This is a genomic window from Saliniramus sp. (genome assembly GCF_035311605.1).
Classification (GTDB): domain Bacteria; phylum Pseudomonadota; class Alphaproteobacteria; order Rhizobiales; family Beijerinckiaceae; genus Saliniramus.
This window is the reverse complement of record NZ_DATGCW010000323.1, coordinates 1-10,212: the sequence shown is the minus strand read 5'-3', so window position 1 is coordinate 10,212 and position 10,212 is coordinate 1. Positions and strand designations below refer to the sequence as shown.

At 63.6% G+C, this 10,212-nt stretch carries 13 protein-coding genes; 7 read left to right on the top strand and 6 right to left on the bottom strand.

Annotation, left to right across the window (positions count from 1 at the left end; all coding sequences use genetic code 11):
• Nucleotides 1-23 precede the first annotated feature (23 nt).
• From yihA to VKP01_RS14425, 4 genes are all read left to right on the top strand, one after another.
• A complete protein-coding gene (gene yihA, locus VKP01_RS14440) occupies nt 24-716 on the top strand; it encodes a ribosome biogenesis GTP-binding protein YihA/YsxC (RefSeq protein ID WP_324413475.1) in 693 nt (230 codons plus the stop codon).
• Nucleotides 713-1,078: a DUF423 domain-containing protein gene (locus VKP01_RS14435; protein ID WP_324413471.1), complete on the top strand. Its 366-nt coding sequence runs from the start codon at nt 713-715 to the stop codon at nt 1,076-1,078. Before yihA ends, VKP01_RS14435 begins: the two co-directional genes overlap by 4 nt.
• A 124-nt stretch (nt 1,079-1,202) precedes the next feature.
• Nucleotides 1,203-2,096: an acetylglutamate kinase gene (gene argB / locus VKP01_RS14430; protein ID WP_414706584.1), complete on the top strand. Its 894-nt coding sequence runs from the start codon at nt 1,203-1,205 to the stop codon at nt 2,094-2,096.
• A gap of 66 nt (nt 2,097-2,162) precedes the next feature.
• Nucleotides 2,163-2,375: a hypothetical protein gene (locus VKP01_RS14425; RefSeq protein WP_324413468.1), complete on the top strand. Its 213-nt coding sequence runs from the start codon at nt 2,163-2,165 to the stop codon at nt 2,373-2,375.
• 37 nt (nt 2,376-2,412) lie between these two features.
• Here the strand turns inward: VKP01_RS14425 and mltG are convergent, their stop codons facing one another.
• From mltG to leuD, 6 genes are all read right to left on the bottom strand, one after another.
• Complete coding sequence (mltG, locus tag VKP01_RS14420; RefSeq protein WP_324413466.1) at nt 2,413-3,882, bottom strand: endolytic transglycosylase MltG; 1,470 nt, start codon at nt 3,880-3,882, stop codon at nt 2,413-2,415.
• A gap of 217 nt (nt 3,883-4,099) precedes the next feature.
• A complete protein-coding gene (gene fabF / locus VKP01_RS14415) occupies nt 4,100-5,362 on the bottom strand; it encodes a beta-ketoacyl-ACP synthase II (RefSeq protein ID WP_324413473.1) in 1,263 nt (420 codons plus the stop codon).
• A 60-nt stretch (nt 5,363-5,422) separates the two neighbouring features.
• Nucleotides 5,423-5,659, bottom strand: a complete 237-nt coding sequence (locus tag VKP01_RS14410) for an acyl carrier protein (RefSeq protein ID WP_074444734.1) — start codon at nt 5,657-5,659, stop codon at nt 5,423-5,425.
• A gap of 236 nt (nt 5,660-5,895) precedes the next feature.
• Nucleotides 5,896-6,633, bottom strand: coding sequence for a 3-oxoacyl-[acyl-carrier-protein] reductase (gene fabG / locus VKP01_RS14405; protein ID WP_324413464.1), 738 nt, complete (start codon nt 6,631-6,633; stop codon nt 5,896-5,898).
• A gap of 33 nt (nt 6,634-6,666) precedes the next feature.
• Nucleotides 6,667-7,608, bottom strand: a complete 942-nt coding sequence (gene fabD / locus VKP01_RS14400) for an ACP S-malonyltransferase (protein ID WP_324413461.1) — start codon at nt 7,606-7,608, stop codon at nt 6,667-6,669.
• Nucleotides 7,609-7,724: 116 nt separating this feature from the next.
• Nucleotides 7,725-8,327 (bottom strand): 3-isopropylmalate dehydratase small subunit, encoded by a 603-nt coding sequence (gene leuD / locus VKP01_RS14395; protein ID WP_324413459.1) that lies wholly within the window; start codon nt 8,325-8,327, stop codon nt 7,725-7,727.
• A gap of 227 nt (nt 8,328-8,554) precedes the next feature.
• Here leuD and VKP01_RS14390 point away from each other — a divergent pair, with 227 nt between their 5' ends.
• Genes VKP01_RS14390 through VKP01_RS14380 form a run of 3 tightly spaced genes read left to right on the top strand, consistent with a single transcriptional unit; the run spans nt 8,555 to nt 10,158 of the window.
• Nucleotides 8,555-9,298: a heme ABC transporter permease gene (locus VKP01_RS14390; RefSeq protein WP_324413457.1), complete on the top strand. Its 744-nt coding sequence runs from the start codon at nt 8,555-8,557 to the stop codon at nt 9,296-9,298.
• 18 nt (nt 9,299-9,316) lie between these two features.
• Complete coding sequence (ccmD, locus tag VKP01_RS14385) at nt 9,317-9,475, top strand: heme exporter protein CcmD (protein ID WP_324413456.1); 159 nt, start codon at nt 9,317-9,319, stop codon at nt 9,473-9,475.
• Nucleotides 9,472-10,158 (top strand): DsbE family thiol:disulfide interchange protein, encoded by a 687-nt coding sequence (locus VKP01_RS14380; protein ID WP_324413454.1) that lies wholly within the window; start codon nt 9,472-9,474, stop codon nt 10,156-10,158. Before ccmD ends, VKP01_RS14380 begins: the two co-directional genes overlap by 4 nt.
• Nucleotides 10,159-10,212 lie beyond the last annotated feature (54 nt).

Below are 10,212 nucleotides of genomic sequence, written 5' to 3'. Positions count from 1 at the left end.
GGGTCCTGCCCCGGGAGAGCGACATGCGCGAGCACGAAGGTGACCAGCACCAGAGCGAAGACACCCCATCGGGCCCGGACTTCGTGGAGGCCGGGCGCAAGCTCTTTGCCCGCGAATCCCAATTCAGCACGGCGGCGAGCGGCACCGACCACCTGCCCCCGATGCACAAGCTGGAGATCGCCTTTGCCGGGCGCTCGAATGTCGGCAAGTCGAGCCTCGTCAATGCACTCACCGGTCGCAAGACGCTGGCGCGGACATCACATACGCCGGGGCGCACCCAGCAGCTGAACTTCTTTGATCTCGGCGGCTTCTGCACCCTTGTCGACATGCCCGGCTACGGCTATGCCGCCGTCAGCAAGGAGAAGGTGAAATCCTGGACACAGCTGATCCACGACTACCTGCGCGGGCGGGCCAATCTCGCGCGCGTCTATGTGCTGATCGATTCGCGCCATGGCCTCAAGAAACTGGATACCGAGGTGCTCGACATGCTGGACACGGCGGCGGTGTCCTACCAGATCATTCTGACAAAATCGGATGAGCCGAAGAAGGGCGAGCTCGCAGACATCGTCACGAAGACACAGGAAGCCATCGCCAGACGGCCTGCCGCTTTTCCCGAGATCATCGTGACATCGAGCCGCGAGAAAACGGGTGTGGTTGAACTGCGCGCGGCCATCGCGCAATTGCTGCATGAGCGTAACGAGGAGATACCGCAATGACCACGACCCGCCTCTTCACCCTCTTTGCGGGCCTTTCCGGCCTGTGCGGCATCATGCTCGCCGCCGCGAGCACGCATGTCCTGGGCGGCGACAACGCCATGATCGCGGCCAATTTCCTGCTCTTCCACGCGATCGCGCTGATCGGCCTCGCCGCGCTGATCGCACACGGGGTGGCAATCAATGCAACGACTGCCGGAATTGCCGGCTATGTGCTGATCATCGGTGCGGTGCTGTTTTGCGGGGATCTCGCCCTGCGCGCGATCTATGCGATCAGGATCGCGCCCTTCGTGGCACCGGTCGGCGGCATCACCCTGATGGCCGGCTGGGTGCTGGTTGCGATCGCGGCGCTTCGGCGCCCCTGACCCGGGCGTCGAAACAACCCGATCACGCAAGGATGCGGCTTTCGCCCGGCGCCAAACTGCTCTAAAAGCGCGCGACATAAGAACGCGACGCCGCACGCATGGACGTATGAGTCGAGAAAAGATCATGAGCGAAGACAATCCCAGCGCCCATACCCGCGCCGAAATCCTCGTCCAGGCCCTGCCGCACATGCAGCGCTATGACGAGGAAGTCGTGGTCATCAAGTATGGCGGGCACGCCATGGGCGACAAGGATGCCGCTAAGGACTTCGCCGAGGATGTGGTGCTGCTGGAGCAGTCCGGGCTGAAACCCATCGTCGTGCACGGTGGCGGGCCGCAGATCGGGCGCATGCTGGAAAAGCTCGGGATCAAGTCGGAATTCCGGGCCGGTCTGCGGGTGACTGACGAGGCCACCGTCGAGATCGTTGAAATGGTACTCGCCGGCTCCATCAACAAGCAGATCGTCGGCTGGATCTCCGGCCAGGGCGGGCGCGCCATCGGAATGTGCGGCAAGGACGGCAACATGGTACGGGCGAAGAAGATCTCCCGGACCGTGATCGATCCCGATTCAAAGATCGAGGAAATCGTCGATCTCGGCTTCGTCGGCGAGCCCGAGCAGGTCAATCGCGGCATCCTCGATGCCGTGCTCAAATCGGAGCTGATCCCGGTTCTCGCGCCCGTCGCGGTGGGCCATGACAGCCAGACCTACAACGTCAATGCCGATACCTTCGCCGGCGCCATTTCCGGCGCGATGCATGCCAAGCGCCTGCTGCTTCTGACAGACGTCCCGGGCGTACTCGACAAGGACAAGAACCTGATCCCGGAGCTCACCATCGACCAGTGCCGCCATCTCATCGCCGATGGTACGATTACAGGCGGCATGATCCCCAAGATCGAGACCTGCATTTATGCGCTCGAACAGGGCGTGGAGGGCGTCGTCATCCTCGACGGCAAGGTGCCGCACGCGACGCTGCTGGAGCTCTTCACCGATCACGGCGCCGGCACCCTGATCCGTCGCTGATACGCCCGTCGCGCGGAACCGATCATGCAGCGCAAGCGTTGTTTTCTCAATGGGAGGCATTCAGCCATGCATGACGGCAAATTCAGTATCGGCCAACAGGTCCACATGATCGCGGATCGTTCGAATATCGTGCGCGTCCATCCCGATCAGCTGGAGAGAGTGTTCGAGATCGTGCGGATTGTTCCCGGGGAACGGGACGGGGAATTGCAATACCATCTGCGCAGCACGACGGAGCCGCATATGCGCGCGGCAAGTGAGAGCCAGTTGCAGGCGGTCTGAGAAAATGCGGGAGATGACGGCCTGACAGCTCTCGCTATCACAAGGTTGCAGGGCGCGGCGGTGGCAGGATGGTGACCGGCGTCGTATCCGGCGAAGTGCTGTCCGAAATCGCCCCTTCTTCCCCGGGCGGCGGCGGAAGTTCCGGAACGGTCTGCGGTGCGTTGAGATCAAATCCGGTAAAGGCCAACGGATCGAGCGGCGTTCCCTCGCTGACGTCGACCGACAGGCCGACGCGTCCCGGATCACGCACATTGGCAAAGGCAGGATCGTCGACGCTGACCGGGCTTGCAGGCCGGGGTCGAGATTCGAGATTGCCCTGTTGGTCCAGCGCCTCTTCCGTCTCATCGACCCGATCGATCTGCTGCTCGCGACGCTCGTTCTCGATTTCGCGCCAGCGGGTGACGGCGCGGCGGTGCTGATCATAGGTGCGCGAGAAAGTGTGTCCGCCAGTGCCATCGGCGACGAAGAACAGCTCATCCGTACGCGAGGGATTGGCGACTGCCTCCATCGCCGCGCGCCCCGGATTGGCAATCGGGCCGGGTGGCAGCCCGCTGATGACATAGGTGTTGTAAGGCGTCTCCGCCTGGATTTCACTGCGCCGGATGCCGCGTCCGAGCGTGCCCTCGCCGCCGACCAGACCATAGACGATGGTGGGATCGGATTGCAGGCGCATACCCTGATTGAGCCGGTTGATGAAGACACCGGCAACGCGCGGGCGCTCATCGGCCCGTCCCGTTTCCTTTTCGACGATCGAGGCGAGAATGACGAGTTCTTCCGCGGTTTCGAGCGGAAGATCATCCGCGCGACGCTCCCAGATCCGCGCCAGTTCACGCGTCTGCGCACGCTGCATCGCCTGGATGATCTGCCTGCGGCTGGTGCCACGCTCGAAGCGATAGGTATCGGGCATGAGAGAGCCTTCTTCCGGCACCTCGGTGATCTTGTCGTCGAGAATCTCGTTCTCGTTCAGCAGATTCACGATCTGATAGCTGGTCAGCCCCTCCGGAATGGTGACCGAATGCAGCAGCGAGCGGCCCTGCGCCATGATCTCCATCGCCTCGTTCATGCTGGTATTGGCGCGAAACGCGAACTCACCCGCCTTGAGATTGCCGCGTTGACCGCTGATCACGGTGGCGATCTGAAACAATAGCGGCTGGTCGATCACACCTTCGCGCGCAAGGATATCGGCGATGCCAGCCGTGCCCGTATTGCGCGGAATCACGACCACCTGATCCTGATCAAGCGGCCCCGGCGCAGCCGCCTGACGCGCGACCAGCACCAGACCGATCACCGCGATCATGCAGATCAGGGCGAAGAAACTGAACAACCCGCTCAGGGTCGACAGCAAGCCGCCACGCGGGCGCCGGATACGTGGCGGTGGTGGCGGTGCAATGGCCGGCTTGATCGCCTCACCGGGGCTGCGCGGGGCGACACGCCGTGCCTCCTGACCGGTCAGATCATGTTGCTGGTCGGACGCAGCATCGTCTTTCGAGGGGCGTCTTGAAAACATGGTTCAACAGGGGCTCTTCGAATTTATCAGCATCCGGCCGGGGTCACCTGCGCAGCCGCCGAATTGCGACACACTACAATGCAAATCTGTGGCGAAGTTACGTCAGCGCTGCCCTCATGACAAGCGAGTCGCCAGAGCGACAGGCAAGGACGCGGCGCAAATGCGCGACACCGCAACGTCGGCAGCTCTCCCGCAGCCGATCACGGATACGCCAGGCTCATGCAACGCGCTTGAATATCAGCGAGGCATTGGTGCCGCCGAAGCCGAAGCTGTTCGAAAGGGCGATGTCGATCTGCTTGGGCTTCGCCTGCTTCGGCGCGAGATCAATGGCCGTCTCGACGGAGGGGTTGTCGAGATTGAGGGTCGGTGGGACGAGGTTGTCGCGCATGGCGAGCAATGAGAAGATGGCCTCCACCGCACCGGCGGCGCCAAGCAGATGCCCGACGGCGGATTTCGTCGAGGACATGGCGAGACCCTCGACATTGTTACCGACGAGCCGTTCCACCGCTTTCAGCTCCAGTTCGTCACCGAGCGGCGTGGAGGTTCCGTGCGCATTGATGTAGTCGAGGTCGCTGGCCTGGATGCCGGCGCGTTTGAGCGCAGCGCGCATGCAGCGGTAGGCGCCGTCACCGTCTTCCGCCGGCGAGGTGATGTGGTAGGCGTCGCCTGATAGGCCGTAACCGATGAGTTCGCCGTAAATCTTCGCGCCGCGCGCCTTCGCGTGCTCGTATTCCTCAAGCACCACGATGCCGGCCCCCTCGCCCATGACGAACCCGTCACGATCCTTGTCATAAGGGCGCGAAGCACGTTCCGGATCGTCGTTAAAGCCGGTGGAGAGTGCACGGCATGCGGCGAAGCCCGCCACCGAGAGGCGATTCACCGGCGATTCCGTTCCGCCAGCGACCATCACCTCGGCATCCCCGAGCGCGACCAGACGCGCCGCATCGCCGATGGCATGCGCCCCGGTCGAACAGGCGGTGACGACGGAATGATTGGGCCCCTTGAGGCCGAATTCAATGGAGACGTAACCAGAGGCGAGGTTGATCAGGCGCCCGGGGATGAAGAAGGGCGAGATCTTGCGCGGCCCGCGGTCGCGCAATGTCAGCGAGGCTTCCGCAATACCCTCTATGCCGCCAATACCCGAGCCGATCAGAACGCCGCTTTCGGCCTGGTCGTCATAGCTGGTCGGATGCCAGCCGGCATCGTCGAGCGCCTGACGGGCCGCCGCCATGGCGTAGACGATGAACTCGTCGACCCGACGCTGGTCCTTCGGATCCATCCACTGATCAGGATTGAAGGTTCCACCGGAGCCATCGCCGCGCGGGATCTGACAGGCAATCTTGCACGGAAGATCCGATGTCTCAAAATTCTGGATCCGCGCAGCGCCACTGCGCCCCTGAAGCAGCCTCTGCCACGTCTCTTCCACGCCACAGGCGAGGGGTGAGACCATGCCAAGACCGGTGACGACGACACGACGCATCATACCAACCCGTTCATGCATGAAGACGGCGGGATCGGGCGATCCCGCCGGTTACGGCACTTAGCCGGAATTCTTCTCGAGAAACTTGATGGCGTCGCCGACCGTGACGATGGTCTCAGCGGCGTCATCCGGGATCTCGACGTTGAACTCTTCCTCGAACGCCATCACGAGCTCGACGGTGTCGAGGCTGTCGGCGCCGAGGTCATCGATGAAGTTGGCATTGTCCGTCACCTTGTCGGCTTCTACACCAAGGTGCTCGACAACGATCTTCTTCACGCGCTCAGCGATGTCACTCATCGTTGGTTCCTCGTATCACTCGTCGCTAACGCCCGCTCGGGATCGAGGGGCTTCCGGTTAAAAGGGCCTGGCCGAGGCTCATCGTGAACGATCGGCTCGCGTGTGGTGCAAAAGCCTTATTTCGCTCCCGGGTCAAGCCCCCCAGCTACAGGTTGAGACAGGATTATCACGTCGCCGTCCCGGATGCGAGAGCCGCGTACGCCTCTTCGCAGGTTATCCAGAGGCTTATAACCTCTTCAGATCATTGCCATTCCGCCGTTCACGTGCAGCGTCTGCCCGGTCACGTAGGCAGCTTCGTCGCTGACGAGATAAAGTACGGCGGATGCAACATCCTCGCCCACACCGAGACGCCCGGCGGGAACATTGGCGAGAATCGTCTCGCGCTGCTTGTCGTTGAGCGCATCGGTCATGGGCGATGCGATGAAGCCCGGCGCAACCGTGTTCACGGTGATGCCCCGGCTCGCCACTTCCTGCGCGAGCGCCTTCGACATGCCGATCAGTCCGGCCTTGGAGGCCGCGTAATTGCCCTGACCGGGATTGCCGGTCGTTCCCACCACGGAGCCGATATTGACGATCCGCCCGGAGCGGCGGCGCATCATGCCCTTGACGGCGGCACGGGAAAGCCGGAAGGCGGCGGTGAGATTGACGGCGAGCACCGTGTCCCAATCCTCGTCCTTCATGCGCATGAACAAGCCGTCGCGGGTGATGCCGGCATTGTTGACGAGGATATCGAGCCCGCCCATCGCCGTCTCGGCGGCGGGGACGAGGCCCTCGACGGCCTCCATGTCACCCAGATTGGCGATCAGCGGATGCACGCGCTCGCCTAGTTCACCGACCAGCGCGTCGAGGGCGTCCTGGCGGGTGCCCGAGATCGCCACATCGGCGCCTCGCGCATGCAACATGCGCGCGATGGCACCGCCGAGCCCGCCGGTTGCACCGGTGACGAGGGCTTTCTTGCCGGTCAGATCGAACATGGTTGAAACATCCTTTTGCTCGCGGTCGACGGCTTACAGCGCCTGCCCGACCTTCTCGATATCGTCGGGCGTACCGACCGCCTGCCCTGTCGCGCCGGGGGCGATGCGCTTCGCAAGCCCCGTCAGCACCTTGCCGGCACCGATCTCGAAGAACTGCGTCACGCCCTGATCGGCCATGAAAGCCACGCTTTCGCGCCAGCGCACGGTGCCGGTCACCTGCCGCACCAGCGCATCGCGGATCGCCTCCGGATCGCTGACCGGCCCGGCTGCGACATTGGCGATGACGGGCACGACGGGTGCGTTGATGGTGGCATCAGCCAGAGCGGCGCGCATCGCATCGGCAGCCGGCGCCATCAGGGCGCAATGGAAGGGGGCGGAAACCGGGAGCATCACCGCGCGTTTCGCGCCGCGCTCCGTCGCCAGCGCCACGGCGCGTTCGACGGCGGCCTTCGTGCCGGAGACGACGACCTGCCCGCCGCCATTGTCGTTGGCGGGATCGCAGACCTCTCCCTGCGCGGCGTCGCGAGCGATTGCTGCGGCCTGCTCGAATTCGAGCCCGAGCAAAGCCGCCATGGCGCCCTCGCCGACCGGCACGGCCTTCTGCATCGCATCGCCGCGAATTCGCAGGAGCCGCGCCGTATCCGCAATCGAGAGCGCCCCGGCAGCGGCCAGCGCGGAATACTCACCCAGCGAATGACCGGCGACGAAGCGCGCATGCTGCTTCAGATCGAGCCCGGCCTCAGCCTCGAGCACCCGCATGGTCGCGAGCGAGACCGCCATCAGCGCCGGCTGCGTGTTCGCCGTCAGCGTGAGCTCCTCGACGGGGCCTGCGAAGATGATCTGCGAGAGCTTCTGCCCGAGCGCGGCATCGACCTCCTCGAACACCGCATGGGCCGGCGCGAAAGTATCGGCGAGCGCCTTGCCCATGCCGACAATCTGACTGCCCTGTCCGGGGAATACGAATGCGCGGCTCATCGCGACTCCTCGCTGATTGTGAAAAAACGCACGGGAAGTGGCAAAGCCGGCGCGGCCTGTCAAGCAGGCATGATCTGCCCGGAATGCGCCCGGGCGGCTTTAAGCGCCGCCCCGACTCAAAGCCAGGGGCGCTCGCCAAGCTTGTTCTCGTAGGCGTCGATCGCCGCACCCTTCTCCAGCGTCAGACCGATATCGTCGAGCCCGTTGAGCAGGCAATGCTTGCGGAACGGGTCGATCTCGAAACGGATGACGCCGCCGTCGGGGCCGCGAATCTCCTGCGATTCGAGGTCCACCGTGACCGTGGCGTTGCTGCCGCGCTCTGCATCCTCGAAGAGCATTTCCAGCTCTTCAGGCTTCACCACGATTGGAAGGATGCCGTTCTTGAAGCAATTGTTATAGAAGATATCGGCGAAGCTCGTGGAGATCACGCAACGGATGCCGAAATCGAGCAGCGCCCAGGGCGCGTGCTCGCGCGAGGAGCCGCAGCCGAAATTGTCGCCCGCAACGAGGATCTGCGCATCGCGATAAGCCGGCTGGTTGAGCACGAAATCGGGAATTTCACTGCCATCCGGATTGAAGCGGGCCTCCGCGAACAATCCCTTGCCAAGGCCTGTGCGCTTGATGGTCTTCAGATACTGCTTGGGAATGATCATGTCGGTGTCGATATTGATCACCCGAAGCGGCGCCGCGACGCCGGTTAGAACCGTGAAAGCTTGCATATCCGAAACCGTTCGATCACAAGAGCGACGACGAGCCGACGCGCGACGCGCCGGCGGCTTGCGCAGGCTCTTAGCAGAGCCCGGCGCCGAAAAAAAGCCGCATGCGCGCGCAATCGTCGGCGGCAAATCGCATGCACAGGTCGCGTGCGACCTCGTAACCGGTCGGGTTTGGATTGCAGCACGGTGCGCACGCGTCTATGGGTAGCGCATTCTGAGGGTAGCGCATCATGTGGACGAAACTCGCCAATCCCGGTTTCTTCATGCGCTGGTCGGGCCGGCTTCTGCCATGGTTCGCCGGCGCGACTGTGCTCGTCTTCGCCATCGGGATGTATATGAGCTTCTTCATGGCCCCGCCCGATTACCAGCAGGGCGAGACCATCCGCATCATGTATATCCACGTACCGTCGGCCTGGATGGCGCTGTTCCTCTATACGGTGATGAGCATCTCGGCGATCGGCACCCTCGTCTGGCGCCATCCGCTCGCCGACGTCTCGCAGAAGGCCGCCGCGCCTCTGGGCGCAGCCTTCACGCTGGTCTGCCTGATCACCGGGGCTTTGTGGGGCAAGCCGATGTGGGGCACCTACTGGGTCTGGGATGCTCGACTGACCTCCGTGCTCGTGCTCTTCCTCGTCTATGCCGGGATCATGGCGCTCTGGCGCGCCATCGACGATCCGGGCCGCGCCGCGCGGGCGGTTGCGATCCTCACGCTGGTCGGCGCGCTCAACCTGCCGATTATCCGCTTCTCGGTCGATTGGTGGAACACCCTGCATCAGCCGGCTTCCGTCTTCCGTCTCGACGGGCCGACCATCTACCCCGCCATGCTCTATCCGCTGCTCGTTATGGGCGTCGCTTTCGCGCTCCTGGCCATCACCATGCATGCCTATGCCATGCGCACGGAACTCATGCGCCGGCGCATCCGCACACTCAACATTCTCGAAGCCGAGCGGCTCGACAGCCGCATCGCAGCCTGAGGCTTTCGCGAAAACATCATGTTCGATCAGTACGCCCCGTTCATCATCGCTTCCTACGCAGCCTTCGTCGTCGTCATCGGCGGTCTGGGGCTCTATCTCTTGATCGACCAGCGCCTGCAGAAACGCGCTCTGGCCGAGCTCGAGGCGCGTCAGCCCAAACGGAGTTCCCGCCGATGAGCGACGACAGCGTCAATCAGCCGACCAGCGGGACCGAAGCGGAGAAGGTTCTTCCGCCCAAGCCGCGCATCCGCTTCATCCACATACTCCCGGTCGTGATCCTGCTCGGCGTGTCCGGCGTCTTCTTCGTGCGCCTGTTCGGTGAAGACCCCTCGCGGGTTCCCTCCGTCATGCTCAACCGCCCGGCGCCGGAATTCACACTGCCGCCGCTGGAGAATCTGCGCCGCGCCGGCGAGCAGGTACCCGGCTTCGCGCGGGAGGATCTGCCGCTTTCGCCCGATGGCGCGGCGCAGGTGAACATCGTCAATGTCTGGGCCTCCTGGTGCGTACCCTGTCGCGACGAACATCCCGTGCTGATGGATCTGGCCGATGATCCGGAAGTCCGGGTGCTCGGCATCAACTACAAGGATCGCCCGGAAAACGCCCGGCGCTTCCTCGGCGCGCTGGGCAATCCGTTCGACAGGGTCGGCGTGGACGAGAGCGGACGCTCGGCGATCGAATGGGGCGTCTACGGCGTGCCGGAGACCTTCATCGTCGATGCGAACGGCATCATCCGATACAAGCATATCGGCCCGATCATGCCCAACCAGGTCGAAGGTTTCCGCGAACAGGTCAATGCGGCGAAAACCCCGGTCGGAACCATCAATGGTCCGGGCGAGGACGCAGCCGCAGCCGTGCGCTGACGATCAGGGCGCGCGCAGGGCCCGGCGCAGCAGAGATGACAGCGCCTTCACGTC

Bases quoted from the DNA above. Each gene is read 5' to 3' on its own strand.
- yihA (WP_324413475.1), top strand. From the start codon at position 24: ATGCGCGAGCACGAAGGTGACCAGCACCAGAGCGAAGACACCCCATCG.
- VKP01_RS14435 (WP_324413471.1), top strand. From the start codon at position 713: ATGACCACGACCCGCCTCTTCACCCTCTTTGCGGGCCTTTCCGGCCTG.
- argB (WP_414706584.1), top strand. From the start codon at position 1,203: ATGAGCGAAGACAATCCCAGCGCCCATACCCGCGCCGAAATCCTCGTC.
- VKP01_RS14425 (WP_324413468.1), top strand. From the start codon at position 2,163: ATGCATGACGGCAAATTCAGTATCGGCCAACAGGTCCACATGATCGCG.
- mltG (WP_324413466.1), bottom strand. From the start codon at position 3,882: ATGTTTTCAAGACGCCCCTCGAAAGACGATGCTGCGTCCGACCAGCAA.
- fabF (WP_324413473.1), bottom strand. From the start codon at position 5,362: ATGCGTCGTGTCGTCGTCACCGGTCTTGGCATGGTCTCACCCCTCGCC.
- VKP01_RS14410 (WP_074444734.1), bottom strand. From the start codon at position 5,659: ATGAGTGACATCGCTGAGCGCGTGAAGAAGATCGTTGTCGAGCACCTT.
- fabG (WP_324413464.1), bottom strand. From the start codon at position 6,633: ATGTTCGATCTGACCGGCAAGAAAGCCCTCGTCACCGGTGCAACCGGC.
- fabD (WP_324413461.1), bottom strand. From the start codon at position 7,608: ATGAGCCGCGCATTCGTATTCCCCGGACAGGGCAGTCAGATTGTCGGC.
- leuD (WP_324413459.1), bottom strand. From the start codon at position 8,327: ATGCAAGCTTTCACGGTTCTAACCGGCGTCGCGGCGCCGCTTCGGGTG.
- VKP01_RS14390 (WP_324413457.1), top strand. From the start codon at position 8,555: ATGTGGACGAAACTCGCCAATCCCGGTTTCTTCATGCGCTGGTCGGGC.
- ccmD (WP_324413456.1), top strand. From the start codon at position 9,317: ATGTTCGATCAGTACGCCCCGTTCATCATCGCTTCCTACGCAGCCTTC.
- VKP01_RS14380 (WP_324413454.1), top strand. From the start codon at position 9,472: ATGAGCGACGACAGCGTCAATCAGCCGACCAGCGGGACCGAAGCGGAG.